Origin of the sequence: Paenibacillus sp. GCM10023252 (assembly GCF_042653305.1) — a bacterium.
GTDB lineage: Bacteria > Bacillota > Bacilli > Paenibacillales > Paenibacillaceae > Pristimantibacillus.
Genome location: NZ_JBHSHW010000001.1, coordinates 271,984 through 288,432, shown reverse-complemented (window position 1 = coordinate 288,432; position 16,449 = coordinate 271,984). Strand labels below are relative to the sequence as shown.

At 55.4% G+C, this 16,449-nt stretch carries 16 protein-coding genes; 14 read left to right on the top strand and 2 right to left on the bottom strand.

What is annotated here, in order from left to right; genetic code table 11:
• Positions 1-68: 68 nt before the first annotated feature.
• Both rsmD and coaD read left to right on the top strand, forming a co-directional pair.
• Positions 69-668, top strand: a complete 600-nt coding sequence (rsmD, locus tag ACFO9Q_RS01405; protein ID WP_379177871.1) for a 16S rRNA (guanine(966)-N(2))-methyltransferase RsmD — start codon at positions 69-71, stop codon at positions 666-668.
• A complete protein-coding gene (gene coaD, locus ACFO9Q_RS01400; protein WP_379177869.1) occupies positions 655-1,167 on the top strand; it encodes a pantetheine-phosphate adenylyltransferase in 513 nt (170 codons plus the stop codon). The genes rsmD and coaD overlap by 14 nt, the downstream gene beginning before the upstream one ends.
• Positions 1,168-1,177: 10 nt before the next feature.
• Here the strand turns inward: coaD and ACFO9Q_RS01395 are convergent, their stop codons facing one another.
• The gene (locus ACFO9Q_RS01395) at positions 1,178-2,452 is read right to left on the bottom strand and encodes a nucleoside recognition domain-containing protein (RefSeq protein ID WP_379177867.1); all 1,275 of its coding nucleotides are present in this window, start codon (positions 2,450-2,452) and stop codon (positions 1,178-1,180) included.
• A gap of 105 nt (positions 2,453-2,557) precedes the next feature.
• Between ACFO9Q_RS01395 and ACFO9Q_RS01390 the strand changes: the two genes are divergently transcribed.
• Positions 2,558-3,601: a S16 family serine protease gene (locus ACFO9Q_RS01390; protein ID WP_379177865.1), complete on the top strand. Its 1,044-nt coding sequence runs from the start codon at positions 2,558-2,560 to the stop codon at positions 3,599-3,601.
• Here the strand turns inward: ACFO9Q_RS01390 and ACFO9Q_RS01385 are convergent.
• The gene (locus tag ACFO9Q_RS01385) at positions 3,585-4,841 is read right to left on the bottom strand and encodes a nucleotidyltransferase (RefSeq protein ID WP_379177862.1); all 1,257 of its coding nucleotides are present in this window, start codon (positions 4,839-4,841) and stop codon (positions 3,585-3,587) included. The genes ACFO9Q_RS01390 and ACFO9Q_RS01385 overlap by 17 nt on opposite strands.
• A gap of 153 nt (positions 4,842-4,994) precedes the next feature.
• On the opposite strand from ACFO9Q_RS01385, the gene ACFO9Q_RS01380 reads away from it, so the two are divergent.
• From ACFO9Q_RS01380 to smc, 11 genes are all read left to right on the top strand, one after another.
• Positions 4,995-5,513 carry a YceD family protein gene (locus ACFO9Q_RS01380; RefSeq protein ID WP_379177860.1) on the top strand — a complete coding sequence of 173 codons (519 nt, stop codon included), beginning with the start codon at positions 4,995-4,997 and terminating at the stop codon, positions 5,511-5,513.
• Between the two features lie 43 nt (positions 5,514-5,556).
• On the top strand, positions 5,557-5,730 hold the full coding sequence (rpmF, locus tag ACFO9Q_RS01375; protein WP_379177858.1) for a 50S ribosomal protein L32: 174 nt from the start codon (positions 5,557-5,559) through the stop codon (positions 5,728-5,730).
• A gap of 173 nt (positions 5,731-5,903) precedes the next feature.
• Positions 5,904-6,512, top strand: a complete 609-nt coding sequence (gene fapR / locus ACFO9Q_RS01370) for a transcription factor FapR (protein ID WP_379178038.1) — start codon at positions 5,904-5,906, stop codon at positions 6,510-6,512.
• Positions 6,496-7,485 carry a phosphate acyltransferase PlsX gene (gene plsX / locus ACFO9Q_RS01365; protein WP_379177856.1) on the top strand — a complete coding sequence of 330 codons (990 nt, stop codon included), beginning with the start codon at positions 6,496-6,498 and terminating at the stop codon, positions 7,483-7,485. Before fapR ends, plsX begins: the two co-directional genes overlap by 17 nt.
• Before the next feature lie 10 nt (positions 7,486-7,495).
• Positions 7,496-8,482, top strand: coding sequence for a beta-ketoacyl-ACP synthase III (locus ACFO9Q_RS01360; protein ID WP_379177854.1), 987 nt, complete (start codon positions 7,496-7,498; stop codon positions 8,480-8,482).
• Positions 8,483-8,501: 19 nt separating this feature from the next.
• Entirely contained in the window at positions 8,502-9,431 is a 930-nt protein-coding gene (gene fabD / locus ACFO9Q_RS01355; protein WP_379177852.1) for an ACP S-malonyltransferase, read from the top strand.
• 49 nt (positions 9,432-9,480) lie between these two features.
• On the top strand, positions 9,481-10,230 hold the full coding sequence (fabG, locus tag ACFO9Q_RS01350; RefSeq protein ID WP_379177850.1) for a 3-oxoacyl-[acyl-carrier-protein] reductase: 750 nt from the start codon (positions 9,481-9,483) through the stop codon (positions 10,228-10,230).
• 106 nt (positions 10,231-10,336) lie between these two features.
• Positions 10,337-10,570, top strand: a complete 234-nt coding sequence (gene acpP / locus ACFO9Q_RS01345) for an acyl carrier protein (protein ID WP_379177848.1) — start codon at positions 10,337-10,339, stop codon at positions 10,568-10,570.
• A gap of 171 nt (positions 10,571-10,741) precedes the next feature.
• The gene (gene fabF / locus ACFO9Q_RS01340) at positions 10,742-11,980 is read left to right on the top strand and encodes a beta-ketoacyl-ACP synthase II (protein WP_379177846.1); all 1,239 of its coding nucleotides are present in this window, start codon (positions 10,742-10,744) and stop codon (positions 11,978-11,980) included.
• The gene (gene rnc / locus ACFO9Q_RS01335; protein ID WP_379177844.1) at positions 11,970-12,668 is read left to right on the top strand and encodes a ribonuclease III; all 699 of its coding nucleotides are present in this window, start codon (positions 11,970-11,972) and stop codon (positions 12,666-12,668) included. The genes fabF and rnc overlap by 11 nt, the downstream gene beginning before the upstream one ends.
• Before the next feature lie 175 nt (positions 12,669-12,843).
• A complete protein-coding gene (gene smc / locus ACFO9Q_RS01330) occupies positions 12,844-16,428 on the top strand; it encodes a chromosome segregation protein SMC (protein ID WP_379177842.1) in 3,585 nt (1,194 codons plus the stop codon).
• Positions 16,429-16,449 lie beyond the last annotated feature (21 nt).

Genomic DNA, 16,449 nt, shown 5'->3' with positions numbered 1-16,449 from the left:
CTAGAACAGGCAAGGACAATGTGGTACGATAGGCTTCGAACAACGAGAGAGAAGGGGGCAATCCTTCTGTGAGAGTGATTGCAGGAACAGCGAGAGGCCGCACGCTGAAGGCGGTGCCCGGTATGAATACACGTCCGACGACCGATAAGGTGAAGGAAGCGATTTTCAGCATGATTGGTCCTTACTTCGATGGAGGTATGGTGCTTGATCTGTTCGCTGGCACAGGCGGGCTTGGCATTGAGGCGTTAAGCCGGGGGATGGACAAGGGGATCTTCGTTGATAGAGAGAAGAGTAGTGTGGATATCGTCAAGCATAATCTGCAGGCTGCCGGATTCACGGATCAGGCTGAACTATACAGGAATGATGCTATTCGTTCGATTAAGGCGCTTGCGAAGCGCTCGCTGGCCTTCCGGCTGGTGTTCCTCGATCCGCCGTATCGGATGAAGGAGATGGATGAGCTGATGGAGGAGATGGCTGGGTGCGGGATGCTGGAAGCTGGCGCAGTCATCGTCGTTGAGCATGATGCCGCTCACCATTATCCGGAGCAGCTTCAGGGACTTGCGCAGAGGAAGGTCGCGAGATACGGCGATACAGCAGTCAGCATCTACGATTATATCGGGACAGCAGCCGAGCAGAATGGTCATGGAGGACAGAATGATGACAAGTGAACATAAGCAGCGTGTAGCTGTCTACCCAGGAAGCTTCGATCCCGTAACTTACGGACATCTGGATATTATTAGACGTTCAGCGAAGCAATTCGATCACTTGATCGTTGCAGTGCTTAACAACACGAGTAAGAATCCGCTATTCACGCTTGAGGAGCGCAAGGAGATCCTAACGGAGGTTACCGCGGATCTTCCGAATGTATCGATTGACGGCTTCCGGGATCTGCTCGTCCGCTTCATGAAGTCGAGGAATGCAGATGTAATCATTCGCGGCATACGTTCCGTAACTGACTTCGAATATGAACTGCAGATGGCTTCAACGAATCATCATCTTGATAATGAGATCGACACCATCTTCATGATGACGAATCCGAAGTATTCTTACTTAAGCTCCAGCATCGTGAAGGAGATTGCGAAGTTCCAAGGCTCCGTTCATGAGCTGGTTCCGCCAGAGGTGGAGCAGCGGCTGCTCGCCAAGTACAGCACGCCTCCTGGCGAGTAACAAGCTCGAGCTATCGGGTACGGCGATATCGGAATGGAGCGGCTAACGCTGTGATGGCAAGGAAGAGGAAGGCGGCTGCTCCTAGCAGGGCCAGCGCGGAAGGCCACAGCGATAGGACTGCTGTCTGAGCGCCTTGGGAGCCTGCGAGGGTTGGAGCAGCAGGTCGAAGAGCAGGCGGCAAGGTAGCGAGCAAGGCAAGCGCAGGCTTCCACATGATCACGGCGAACATGAAGGCATGGGCGGCGTGCAGCAGCTTGGCTGCAATGAAGGGCAGCAGTCTCAGGTCTGTTCCAGACAGAGCGTTAGCTGCGCCCAGCAAGGCGCTTCCTCCGCTCCAGCTTACGATGGCGCAGATCACGGCCACGGCTAGCAGGAGGGAGCTGCTGGACTGGGTATGCCAGGAGCTCGCGGCATAGCTGCCTAGATGGCTCTCCATCAGGCCGGCTAGGACGAACCGGTACGTCTCGCCGCTAGGGACGACAGTCTCCAGCAGAGGCAGCATCAAGCGAGTGAGGACGGAGCAGAAGATGATTAGTCCTCCAGTCGCCATCAGCTTCTGAATCGATGAAGTGACCGATTCGCCAAGCAGCTTCCCGAGGCTTCTCCCATCCTGCAGCCTGGCTTGCTCCATGGCAGCAACGGCTTGCTGCACCAGCGACTGGGGACGGATATGAGCGACAGGGGAATGAACAGTGTCGATTGACTCTGCAGCATGATAGGGAGATTCGGCTGCAGCGGGTATGGCTGGAGGCAGAGTCTCCGATGTGCGCTCCTCCGTCTGCCTAGGGCTAAGCAGAGCGCTCAGCCATGCGAGCCATAGCGCCGATATCCATACGGCTGCTGTGATGAACACGCCAAGCCATGGCTCGGCGAGGAACCCTGCGCCCACGACGACGAGCATGAATATCGGATTAGGCATATGGGCGAGTGCGAGCAGACGCTGAGCCTGGTCTCTGCCTGCAACGCCCCTCGTTCGCAGCTCGGCAACCGTCTCTGCTCCCGCCGGGAATCCCCCCAGCCATCCTCGGGTGACGGCAAGGCCGGATTCTTCAGGGAGTCGGAGCAATCGACGGAGCATCGGCTGCAGCAACACGCCAAGCCCATGGGCGATGCCGAACGCCGACAGCAGCTCGAACAGGACGAGGAAGGGCAGCAGGCCGGGGAACACGAATCCCCACCATATATTCAAGCCCTGCAGAGAGGCCTGGAAGGACGCGTCAGGCGAATGAATGATGGAAGCGACCAGCAGAATAGATAGACAAGCGAATAATATCGTTCTTATCATAGCAAGACTCATCTCCCAGTCTTAAGTGAACGGTTAGGACACGCTCTTATCCCTTAAGATTGTACGCAAGGCTGAGAGAGGATAGACCACGAGAGGGTGAAGCGAGTGAAGCATGCAACTCGATCCTTCAAGGGTAGAATCATGCTGGCGGGCGTCCTGCTACTGCTCTTCCTGCTCTATCTGCCGACTCCCTATATGAAGTACGAGCCCGGGCTTGCCGAAGACGTGAGACCGATGGTGATCGTCGCCGAGGGCGAATCGATTCCGAGCGATGCAGGACAGGGACGATTCCTCATGACGACGGTGAAGCTGAGCGCAGCGAATTACTGGCAGGTGATTCGTTCCTCGTGGGACAGCAGCAGCGATCTGGTCAGCAGGAGGAATGCGCTTCGAGGCTACTCGGAGGAGGAGTACATGGATCGAATGAGCCTCATTATGGAAGGCTCGCAGAGCGCAGCCATTGAAGCAGCTTATCGTTCGGCAGCCCTTCCATACGAAGCGGTTCCCGTTGCACTTGCCGTGACTGACGTACCGGAGACGGAGCGCGGGGATGAGGGGCTGAAGGCGGGAGACATCATCCTTCGTGCAGGGAAGGATAGGATGGTGAACAGTATAGCCAGCCTTATCGCTGCCATTCCATCAACTGGAGGCAAGGTGCCAGTGGAGGTCCGGCGGGGCAAGATAGAGCAGCCGGTTAGGCTGACCTTGGATGCAGTGATTCCTGATGAGGGTGCACTTACACCAGACAATCTGTCAAGAGCGTTAGGCGGTATTGTGTTCATGGAGCAGCAGTCCGTGCGAGCGAATAATCCGAAGCTGGGCGTACGTATTGAAGCGGGCAGCATTGGCGGGCCATCCGCCGGTCTGATGTTCGCTCTGCAGGCGCAGGACCTGCTCACAGACGGAGATCTTACGGACGGACTAATCATCGCAGGAACGGGCACCCTTACAGCAGAGGGGAGCGTTGGACCGATCGGGGGCATCCCTTACAAAATAACCGCAGCCCACCAAGCCGGCGCCCAGCTGTTCCTGGCGCCGGCCGGCAACTACGCGGCTGCTGCAGCCAGAGCGCGAAGCTTAGGCACAACGATGAAGGTTGTGCCCGTACGTACCCTGAATGATGCCATTCGCGCTATTCAGTTATTCTGATGGGCTGCTCATAGTAGTCCCGGAACATGGCTCTGGGACTAGCTGAGCCTTGGCCTAATGCATAGATCTGGGATGCCTGGACATCCAGTTCCAGATAAGGGGAAGGGGAGGGGAGATTGGCGCCTCCGGCCGCACTCAGGAGTACAGGTAAGGAAGCGGTGCGACGCATCCGCTTCAGCAGCTCTCTTCCCTTGTCTGTGAAGCCAAGCACTCGTATGTACCCAATACCGTTAGCCAGGTTATCGGCGCTTAGATGCTCCTTGCGGTGATGCAGCAGGACCGATAGGAGCACGCGCTGCAGCTTCGTACGCGTGTAGCGCTTCGTACTGACCTTATCGAGCAGAGCCTGAACACTGAGCTGTTGGAGCTTCGGGAGCGCCTGCTTCAGACGGTGCTCGAGCCCTTCGGACATCTCGTGCAGCAAGGCAAGGGACTCCGTTGACTGCATAGCTAGGTTGTGGAACAGCGGAGTGCGGAACGACTCCCAGCTCATCGGAGCACGCTTCTCCTGCCATTCCCGCTCCATAATGGAATAGGTGGAGCTTGGGACATAAGCCCTTGCAGAGGTTAAGCTGAGGTCTTCGGTGAGCAGCTTCCTGATCGCTGTCGCACTTGCAATCTGCGCATCCGTAATGTCTGTCTGATGGTAACCGGCCTTCTCGCGTTGAATGGTATATGCGGCCATCGTGCTGCCGATCCTCTGCTTAGCTATGAGGTAGTGCAGGCCAAGCGTGTGATTGGGCGCGTCGAAGGCGAAGGCTGAAGCTTCTTCATGGCCGAGGATGGACAAGTATTGCTTCACAGCGGAGCTGTATGCGGCAGGGTACTGGATGCCAGTCGCAAGATTCGCCTTCACCAGCTGCCTGAATGCGTCCGGCTCGTCCGCCAGGAATGAAGCGGCTTGGGTGAGCGGAGTCAGATTGCCGCTCTCGGAGCCGAAGCAGAAGGCATCGACGACCCCGGTAGCCTCGAGCAGGGAGATGGCGCCGCGTGCGAACCATTCCGCAGCTTGCGTGGAATAGGCAACGGGAAGCTCAATGACGAGATCGCAGCCTGCGCGAAGCGCGGTCTCCGCCCGGGCCCACTTGTCCATGAGGGCAGGTTCCCCCCGCTGCAGGAAGTTCCCGCTCATGACAGCAACGACCGCATCCGCATCCGTTATTTTACGCGATTGCTGCAGATGATACAGATGTCCATAATGATAAGGGTTATATTCAACAATCAGTCCAACCGTCCTCATGTTAGATCCTCCGCTGCTTCATTTTTCTACTTGAGATGATCATAGCATAGGGAATCGGTTATAATCACTTAGTAATGGGTATAGTAATCCGTTATTGTTGACAAATCACATGGCAAATGGCTATAATAATCTTTGTCTGTTTGGAGTGATCGTATGCAGTTTAATATTCAAGAAACGATATCCAGAGAATCCAAGCTCACGATTGACGAGCAGTTGAACGTGGACGCCTTGTTCGAAGGACGTCAAGATGTGCTAAGCGCAGGCCCGCTTCATGTCTCCCTGCAGGTATGGGGCATGAGCGATCATGTTGCCGCTGAAGGACAACTGACAGTTGACTTAGAGATGGCATGCTCACGCTGCCTTGAATCCGTTAAGGAACACATCGTTATTCCTTTCTACGAAGGGTTCAAGTATAAGGCAACGGGCAAGACGGAGGAAGAGAGCGAAGCGGAATCCGAGGATTACATTGTGGTAAGCGAGGAACGGGTTGATCTGAAGCCCTATGTAGAGGAATATCTTCTTCTATTCATGCCGTTCGCGCCATTATGCAGCCAGGATTGCAGCGGACTCTGTCCGAAGTGCGGAAGCAACTTAAATGAACAGCCATGCGGGTGCGATACGAGGGCCGTTGACCCGAGATTCGCCGCGCTTAAGGATTTATTTAAGGAATAACCAGTTATGAAGTGTGATCGACTCTGTGAAGGAGGTGGGAAACATGGCAGTACCTCAAAGAAGAACATCCAAAACTCGCCGCGACAAACGCCGTACGCATTTCAAACTTGCAGTACCGGGTATGGTGAAGTGCGAGCAGTGCGGAGAATTGAAAAAAGGTCACCACGTATGCAAAGTGTGTGGTTACTACAAAACAAAAGAAGTTATCTCTCAATAGTTAAATGAGCACAGCATTCATCAGTCGATGGATGCTGTTTTTTTGTGAAAAATGGCTAATGTTGCATTGATTATGGGGAGGGATGCGTCTATAATAAGTTAGTACCTGGTTATAATATCTGCTATTACGTCTATTACGTTCATATAAATGATAGGGAAAGGGCGGTGCCCACCATCGAACGTCTACCGAAGCGGCAGCGGCACCAGCAGCTTGCTCGATTAATGGAAGAGAATCCGTTCATGACGGATAGAGAACTGACTAGACAGCTGAAGGTAAGCATACAGACGATTCGGCTGGATCGCATGGAGCTAGGCATCCCTGAGCTGAGAGAGCGCCTGAAGCTGATGGCCGAGCGATCGTATGATACGGTTCGATCCTTGCCTCTTCATGAGGTAATTGGGGATATCGTGGACCTGCAGCTCGATCGCAGCGGCATATCGATCTTCGAGATTAAGGAAGAGCATGCCTTCTCCCGTACGGGCATTGCGCGCGGTCATTATGTATTCGCCCAAGCGAACTCCTTGGCAGTTGCCGTCATTAATGATGAGATTGCCTTGACGGTTACCGCGGATATTCGGTTCATTCGTCCGGTCAAGCTGGGGGAGAAGTGCATCGCGAAGGCTTATGTCAGGTCAATCTCCGGTGAGAGCAGCAAGGCGAAGGTGGAGCTGTTCACTTATGTAGGAGAAGAGATGGTGTTCCAAGGCAACTTCGTCATCTACAGGTCCGCTGGAGAACAAGACAGAGAAGGAGAGGCGGACGAGTATGAGGATCGCAATTGATGCAATGGGAGGAGACCATGCACCTGGGTTGATCGTTCAAGGTGCGCTGGATGCGGCCAAGGAATGGCCGGATACGGAGATTGTGCTCGTCGGCCAGGAAGCCGTCATCACATCGCTGTTGCAGGGGCAGGCACCATCCAATCTGTCCATACAGCATGCGGATGAGGTCATTGGCCCGGATGATGAGCCCGTCCGGGCAGTCCGCCGGAAGAAGAACTCATCGATGGTCGCAGCTGGTGCGCTAGTCCGCGATGGGCAGGTGGATGCTATGCTGTCGGCTGGTAATACAGGCGCACTCATGGCAGCTGGACTGCTCATCGTAGGACGGCTGCCCGGAATTGAACGGCCTGCGCTTGCCCCTATGCTCCCGACGATGGATGATGTCGGGTTCTTGTCCCTTGATCTAGGTGCGAATATGGATGCGAGACCGGAGCATCTGCTGCAGTATGCGGTGATGGGCTCCATCTATCGCAGGAAGGTCCATGGCATGGAGCGGCCGAGAGTAGGCCTGCTTAATGTGGGAACGGAAGCGGGCAAGGGCAATGAGCTCACCAAGGCAGCCTATGAGCTGCTGGAGCAGTCTCCGATTCACTTCATCGGCAATGTGGAAGCGCGGGATGTGCTCGCTCGCAGCTGTGACGTCCTCGTCTGTGACGGCTTCGGCGGTAATATTATGCTGAAGGCGATGGAGGGTACGGCGGGTGCGTTATTTGGGGAGATTAAGAGTGCCTTCACTCATTCCTGGCTAACGAAGCTCGCAGCTGCCATTATGCTGCCAAGACTAAGGACGCTTAAGAATAAGATGGACTATACGCAATATGGAGGCGCACCTCTGCTCGGATTGAATGGCCTCGTCCTGAAGTGTCACGGCTCATCGGACGCCGTTGCCATCAAGAGCGCGGTTCGGCAAGCGCGAATAGCGATACAGGGCAAGCTGACAGAATCAATAGCAGTGGAAATAAACGGGAAGTGAGCGTGTTAAGATGAAGTTACATCCTGTCGGCATTATAGGCTCTGGCAAGTATGTCCCGGAGCGAATCCTAACGAATCAAGAGCTTGAACAGATGGTAGAGACGAATGATGAATGGATCGTCACCCGCACAGGCATCCGGGAGAGGAGGATTGCTGCTCCTGAACAGGCAACCTCTGACCTAGCCTTGAAGGCTTCGCTGGATGCTGTTGCAGCAGCGGGAATCACGGTAGAAGATATTGACCTTATTATTGTTGCTACGATTACACCGGATATGTACTTCCCCTCCACTGCATGCTTGCTGCAGGAGAAGCTAGGAGCGAAGCGGGCTGCCGCATTCGATCTGTCTGCTGCATGCTCGGGCTTCATCTACGGGCTGGCTACAGCATCGAGCATGATTGCTTCAGGCATGTACAAGCATGTACTTGTTGTCGGGGCAGAGTGCCTATCCCGAATTACCGATTACACGGACCGCAATACGTGCATCCTGTTCGGCGACGGCGCCGGCGCGGTCGTACTGGGCCAAGTTGCAGAAGGACGTGGATTCCAATCCTTCCAGCTTGGCGCTGACGGCGCAGGCGGCGAGCTGCTGAAGGTATGCGGCGGCGGGTCGAAGGTGCCTGCTTCGGCAGAGAGCGTAGAAGCGAAGCAGCACTTCATTCATATGGCAGGCAACGATGTATTCAAGTTCGCTGTTCGTATTATGGGCAGCGCAGCCGAAGAAGCGCTTCATAAGGCAGGCAAGACGAAGGAAGAGATCGATCTCCTCGTACCGCATCAAGCGAATATCCGTATTATTCAATCCGCTCTTCATCGTCTGGATCTGCCGGAGGAGAAGTGCATGGTCAACTTAGACAAGTATGGCAATGTCTCTGCTGCATCCATTCCGATTGCTCTCGCTGAGGCGGTCGAGCAGGGACGAGTGAAGGAAGGCGACTGCCTCGTTCTTGTAGGATTCGGCGGCGGACTTACGTGGGGAGCTTCTGTACTGATCTGGTAATTATGGGGGAGAATTGAACTTGAGCAGAACGGCATTCGTATTTCCCGGACAAGGCGCTCAAGCCGTCGGGATGGGCAAGGACGCTTATGAAGCGTCAGCGCGTACGCGCGAGATATTCAGTCAAGCGGATGAGACGCTTGACTGCAAGCTGAGCGACATTATTATGAACGGACCGGATGTGCTCCTTAAGCAGACGGTTAACACACAGCCAGCTCTGCTGACGGTTAGCTATGCGCTGCTGGAGCTCCTTCAAGAGCGAGGCTATAAGGCCGATTATGTAGCTGGACACAGTCTGGGAGAGTACAGCGCGCTTGTAGCCGCTGGCGTCATGTCCTTCACCGACGCGGTTCGTACCGTTCGGGCGCGCGGCAGCTTCATGGAGCAAGCTGTGCCAGGCGGGCGCGGTGCGATGGCTGCTGTGCTTGGAGCTGAACGTGAAGCGCTGGCTGAGCTCTGCCGGACCATCAGCGAAGAAGCTGGCGTCGTCGAGCTGGCTAATGTGAATTGCCCTGGACAGATCGTCATCTCAGGAACTGCTGAGGGTGTGGCTGCGGCTGCTGAGAGAGGCAAGGAGGCAGGTGCGAAGCGGGTCATTCCGCTGGATGTGAGCGGACCGTTCCATTCTTCCCTGATGAAGCCGGCGGCTGAACGTCTCGGCGAGGTGCTCAGGGGCGTTGCGATGAAGGATGCTGACATTCCCGTCATTGCTAACGTGACGGCGCTTCCTGTACAGGAAGCGGCAGTCATTCGCGAGCTGCTGGAGGAGCAGGTCTACTCGGCCGTCCTGTGGGAAGACAGCGTACGCTGGCTCGCGAATCAAGGCGTGGATACGTTCATTGAGATTGGTTCAGGTACTGTGCTGGCAGGACTCATCAAGAAGGTTGACAAGAGCCTCAAGGTCATTAGCGTGAACAGCATGGCCTCCATTGAGGCGCTTGGCTCGAGCTAGTGGACGATACAATCAATATTATCATTCGAATGGATTGGGAGGGATAGGAATGTTTGCAAGCTTAGAAGGGAAGAATGCGCTAGTGACCGGTGCTTCTCGAGGCATCGGACGCGCGATTGCCATTGCACTTGCCGAGGCTGGCGCAGATGTCGCGATTAATTATTCAGGCAGCGAAGCTGCTGCTGCCGAGACCGCGCAAGCGGTGGAAGCGCTTGGCCGCAAGGCAATTATGATCAAGGCGAACGTCGGCAAGGCGGATGAATGCGATGCGATGGTTAAGGAAGTCATCGAGCAATTCGGCTCACTTGATATTCTGGTGAATAACGCCGGCATTACAAGAGATAATCTAATTATGCGTATGAAGGAAGAGGAGTTCGACCAAGTCATCGAGACTAACCTTAAGGGTGTCTTCAATGGCATCAAGGCGGCTACACGTCCTATGATGAAGCAGCGCTCCGGCCGCATCATTAATATCTCCTCTGTTGTTGGCGTACTAGGCAATCCTGGTCAGGCGAATTACGTGGCAGCGAAGGCTGGAGTAATCGGTCTAACGAAGGCTAGTGCAAGGGAGCTTGCTTCCCGGGGCATTACGGTGAACTGCGTCGCTCCGGGCTTCATCCAGACCGAGATGACGGACAAGCTCCCGTCAGAGATGAAGGAGCAGCTGTCTGCCCAGATTCCGCTGGCAAGACTAGGCGATCCAGCAGATATTGCGCAAGCGGTTCGATTCCTAGCCTCAGGGGCTGCAGCTTACATGACAGGCCAGACGATCCATGTTGACGGCGGCATGTACATGTAAGATTCAAGGCTGAAGCAGATACATGCCTTGCGGAAGCCGGCTCGTTCGGTTACGTATGGCAATTTATCTTAGATTCTCGTATAATACCATGGAGGAGGTGAACCGGATGTCCGAAGTAGTAGATCGTGTAAAACGTATCGTCGTCGACCGACTTGGCGTAGACGAAGCGGAAGTTACGCTGGAAGCTTCATTCAAAGATGACCTCGGCGCTGACTCTCTCGATGTCGTAGAATTGGTCATGGAGCTCGAAGACGAATTTGATATGGAGATCTCTGATGAAGATGCAGAGAGAATCACCACTGTGGGAGAAGTAGTCAACTACATACAATCTCATACGTAAGAGTTCACACAAGTCCCGTACTAACCTACGGGACTTCTCTCCATCTAAGCTTCCGGTAACATTCCATCCAACAGAAGGCAAGCAGCTTCATGCTATTTATATATAACTAACATTCAAAGATAACAGGCTCGTCGCCGTTATCCAAATTGCTGTCCGTAGAGGTGAGTAGATATGAAACAAAGAGTAGTCGTTACAGGCATGGGGGTCATGACCTCGCTCGGCTCTGATCTGAACCAATTCTGGGGGAACCTGCTGGAAGGCAAGTCAGGAGTATCCCATATCGAAGCATTCGATGTGTCGGAATATCCGACTCAGATCGCTGCAGAGATTAAGGGATTCAACCCGGAAGATTATGCAGACAAGAAGGAAGCGCGCAGGATGGACCGGTTCGTTCAATTCGCGGTTGCAGCCAGCTCAACGGCCATCAAGGATGCAGGGCTTGAGATTGGCAAGAATGCGGATGCTGAACGAGTAGGCGTCATGATCGGCTCAGGTATTGGCGGACTTGGCACATGGGAGGACCAGCATAATCTGCTCCTGGAGAAGGGGCCTAAGCGGGTAAGTCCATTCTTCATTCCGATGATGATAGCGAACATGGCTTCCGGCCAAGTATCGATTACCACTGGAGCGAAGGGGCCTAACTCTACAGCGGTTACAGCCTGTGCAACAGGAACTCACTCCATTGGAGATTCCTACAAGCTCATTCAGAGGGGCGAAGCCGATGTGATGATCTGCGGCGGGGCCGAAGCTACGATCCGTCCGACAGGTCTTGCTGGATTCTGCGCCATGCGGGCCATGTCAGTCCGCAATGACGAACCAGAGAAGGCTAGCCGGCCATTCGATACCGGCCGTGACGGATTCGTCATGGGTGAAGGCGCAGGCGTGGTCATCGTTGAGTCATTGGAGCATGCGCTTGCCCGCGGAGCGAAGATCTACGCGGAGATTATCGGCTACGGGATGAGCGGGGATGCTCACCATATGACCGAGCCTGATCCTGAAGGCGCTGCACGCTGCATGACGCGCGCTCTGAAGGATGCTGGCATTACTCCAGAGCAGGTTGATTATATCAACGCTCATGGTACATCCACACCTGTCGGCGACCGTTCAGAGACGAAGGGGATTAAGCTGGCGTTCGGCGACCACGCTTACAAGCTGGCGGTCTCATCGACGAAGTCTATGACAGGCCATCTGCTCGGAGCAGCCGGCGGCGTAGAGGCGGTCATCCTGGGTCTAACCTTGAAGAACGGCGTCATCGCACCTACGATTAATCTTGAGGATCAAGATCCTGAATGTGATCTTGACTACGTTCCGAATCATCCGCGCACAGCGGATGTGAAGATCGCTCTATCGAACTCCTTCGGCTTCGGCGGTCATAATGCATCGATCGTGATGCAAGTCTATGAAGCATGATCATCTCCTGGAGCTGCAGCAGAAGCTTAAGCTGACCTTCAAGCGGACGAGGCTGCTGAAGCAAGCCTTCACGCATACGTCATATGTGAATGAACATAAGCACGGCGCGGCGCAGGACAATGAACGGCTGGAATTCCTCGGGGACGCTGTGCTACAGCTCCTCGTCTCCGAGCATCTGTACAGCACATACCCTCAGCGTCCTGAGGGAGAATTGACCCGCATGCGTGCGTCAATCGTATGCGAGCCCTCGCTTGCCCGATTCGCAGAGCTGCTGCAGCTAGGGTCCTACGTCCTGTTAGGACGCGGGGAAGAGCAGCTCGGAGGCAGACAGCGTCCGGCGCTCCTCGCAGACTTGTTCGAGTCCTTCGTCGGTGCGATGTACTTGGATCTAGGGATTGATCAGGTGCGATCCTTCCTGGGCGAGCATATCTTCCCGAGAATCGATCAAGCGGATGACGGTCTCTTGGTGAAGGACTTCAAGTCCAAGCTGCAGGAACGAGCGCAGCATCATGGTCTGGGAGTCGTCGAGTACCGAATCACTGAGGAACGGGGACCAGCTCACGATCGGGAGTTCGTCGTGGAGGTAAGTCTTGGCGATGAACGATACGGCACGGGTACGGGACGTACGAAGAAGGAAGCGGAGCAGAGAGCGGCGGCAGAGGCTTGGCGTTCGCTGGCGAAGGATTAGCGTTCCGTTCGAGATAAGGTCAGCCGACCGTTTGGGGTCGGCTGGCTTTTTGTTTTTTTTTATGTGAAGCGCAGGAACTACCTCCATGAGGCCGGGGGAAGTGGAATACGCTGGCATGAGGTAACGAGAATCAATAAAATATGGTACAATAGCCGCTAGAGGTGACACATTAATTATGTTCCTGAGACGGATTGAATTATCGGGATTCAAATCATTTGCCGACAAGACGGAGATGGAGTTCGTACGCGGCATTACAGCCGTCGTCGGACCGAACGGAAGCGGCAAAAGCAACATCTCGGACGGCATCCGCTGGGTGCTGGGCGAGCAGAGCGCGAAAAGTCTTCGCGGCGGCAAGATGGAGGACATTATCTTCGCTGGAAGCGATGCCCGCAAGGCTGTTAACTTCAGTGAAGTGTCGCTTACGCTGGATAATGAGGACCATGCGCTGCCGCTTGAATATAACGAGGTTACGGTAACGCGGCGGGTCCATCGCAGCGGCGATAGTGAATATATGATCAACAAGCAGCCTTGCAGGCTGAAGGACATCACCGAGCTGTTCATGGATACGGGCATCGGGAAGGAAGCCTACTCCATTATTGGACAAGGGCGTATTGAGGAGATTCTGAGTACTCGTTCAGAGGATCGCAGAGGAATCTTCGAGGAAGCCTCAGGCATCGTGAAGTACAAGTCCCGCAAGCGCGAAGCGCAGAAGAAGCTGGATGATACCGAGAGCAACTTGCTCCGTATTCACGACTTGGTCTCCGAGCTGGAAGATCAGGTAGGTCCGCTCAAGGAGCAATCCGCGAAGGCGATTCACTTCAAGCAGCTTAAGGAGCAGCTGAAGAATCAAGAGATCTCGATGTATGTACATAATATTGAGAATGTTCACCGTACCTGGTCGGAATCGAATGTGAAGCTGAAGCAGCTGCAGGAGCAGCAGCTTCAGCTGTCTACTGTGGTCAGCAAGCATGATGCGCATCTGGAGAAGGATCGCGGAGCACTGCGCGAGCTTGAAGAGGCGCTGGACCGGCTGCATGAGTCTATGCTGCAGTTCAGTGAGGACTATGAGAAGTGCGAGGGCTACGGCGAAGTGTTGAAGGAACGCCGCCGCAATCTGGAGCAGAACAAGCGCCAGATGGTGGAGTCCATCGGAGCCTCTGAGAGCCGAATTGCTGAGCTGACGAAGGAAGAGGCGGAATTCAGAGGGAAGGCAGCTGCACTGGAAGCGCAGCTAGCTGAGCTTAAGGTGAAGCTGGCTGCTGAAGAAGCTGCTCTCATGGGCGTAGCAGGGGGGACGAGCGAGAGCGCGGTGGAGACGCTTAAGGGTGAGCTGCTGGAAGTGCTCAGTACGATGGCCCAGCTACGCAACGAGATCAGATACGCTTCACAGCAGCAGGAAGCGGTTGGCCGCCGAATGGAGCGGCTGACGGAGGAAGAGTCGAAGTGGAAGGATCAGTATGCCCGCCTCACGAGCCGCAAGACCGAGCTGCAGCAGCAGCTGGACCGCTCGCTCGCTGAGATCGAGTCGGTTCGGAATCGTTACTTGGCGGAGGCGGAGAAGTCGAAGTCCCTCCAGCAGCTGCTGGAGGAAGCGACGTCTTCCATTCGCAAGTGGGAGCAGAAGCTGGACGCTTCGATCTCTAGACGGGATACGATGAAGGAGATGCAGGATGCGCTGGACGGCTTCATGCAAGGGGTCAAGGAAGTGCTCAAGGCTTCCAGACGTTCTTCAGGCGGCCTGACTGGTGTTCATGGCGCGGTGGCGGAATTGCTCAGAGTGCCTCATCGCATTGAAGTAGCGGTCGAGACGGCGCTCGGGGGCGCGCTCCAGCATGTCGTCATGGAGGACGAGAAGTCTGCAAGGACGGCTATCGCCTTCCTCAAGCAGCGCCAGCTTGGCCGTGCAACCTTCTTGCCGCTCGATGTCATTCGCTCCCGTCAGGTGCCGGAGCATGACAAGCGGCTGGCCGAGGGTATTGAGGGCTTCGTCGGTGTCGCAGCTGAGCTCGTCACCGCTGAGCCCAAGTACCAGTCAATCGTCGGAAGCTTGCTCGGCAATGTGCTCCTGGCAGAGTCGCTGGAGCAAGCGAACCGAATTGCATCGAGATGCCAGTATCGCTATCGGGTCGTAACACTTGAAGGCGACGTGGTGAACGCCGGCGGATCCATGACAGGAGGCAGCCTGCAGAAGAAGGGGGCAAGCCTGCTCGGCCGTCAGCGCCAGATTGAAGCGTTGGATCATGAGATTCAAGATACCGAAGCCCAGCTCGTGAAGCTGAAGGACAAGGTGAACGATATGCGCAAGGAGCTGTCCATCCGTTCGCAGGACATGGAGGAGCTTCGCAGCCGCTCTGAGGGTGCGAGAATCGAGGAGCAGCAGGTGAAGGCGGAGCTGGCTCAGCTAACGAACGAAGCTCGTCATCTGGAAGAGCAGCATCAGCTGTTCTCCGCCGACCGGAGCACGCATCTGTCGGAGCAGAAGGATGTAGCGGCGCAGGCAGAGGCAGCACAGGTGAAGCTGGAGCAGCTCACCACCCAGGAAGGCCAGCTTCAGGAAGCGATTCGAATCGCAGAGGAGCACCGCAAGGCGAGTGAATCCGCCAAGGAAGAGCTTCAGGGCCAGATGACGGACCTGAAGATTCAAGCGGCGAAGACCGATCAGGAGAAGCAGTCCTTCGAGGACCAATCAGCTCGTCTGCGCTCAGATATTCAGAGAGCGAAGCAGGAGCTGAACCAGCTGCGCACCCTGTTCGCTGGGCAGGAGGAGGAGCTGGAGCGTCACAGCAAGGAAGAGATCCAGCAAGTCGAGCAGCTGAATCAGCTGTTCATCCAGAAGCAGCAATGTATGGAGCAGACCGATCTGAAGAGAGCGCAGCGTGCCGAGCAGGTGAGAGGGCTTGAGCATGGGGAGAGCGAGACGAAGGAGCAGCGTACGCAGCTGCGGCTCGTTGATGACCAGATTCGTCAGACCGAGATTGCAGCCAATCGGCTCGATGTCGAGCTGGACAACCTGCTGCGCAAGCTAAGCGAGGAGTACGAGCTGAGCTATGAGCTTGCGAAGGAGCGTTATCCGCTTCCAGAGGATGTGACGGCGACGCAGAACGAGGTTCGTGACTTGAAGCGCCAGATCTCCGCCCTAGGCGAAGTGAATCTGGGCGCCATCGAGGAATACGACCGCGTGAAGGAGCGTTACGAGTTCCTGAGCGAGCAGAAGAATGATCTCATCGAAGCGAAGACGACGCTCTATCAAGTCATTCGCGAGATGGATGAGGAGATGTCGAAGCGGTTCCGAACGACCTTCGAGGCGATTCGCTCGCACTTCGTTGTCGTCTTCGGCAAGCTGTTCGGCGGGGGGAGAGCAGATCTCGTCCTCGTCGAGCCGGATCGTGTGCTGGATACCGGGATTGAGATCGTAGCCCAGCCTCCTGGCAAAAAACTGCAAAACCTGCAGCTCCTCTCCGGCGGTGAGCGCGCTCTGACCGCTATTGCCCTGCTGTTCGCCATTCTGCAGGTCAAGCCCGTACCGTTCTGCGTCCTCGACGAGGTTGAGGCCGCGCTTGATGAAGCGAACGTCTCTAGGTTCGCTCAGTACTTGCGAGAGTTCTCCGAGCTGACGCAGTTCATTGTCGTTACGCACCGCAAGGGGACGATGGAGGAAGCGGATGTGCTCTACGGAGTGACTATGGAAGAAGGCGGCGTATCGAAGCTGGTGTCGGTAAGGCTTGAGGATGAAGAGAATGCGGAGCAGGAATCCGCTTAAGTATTTTTGCAGCTTGCTGCA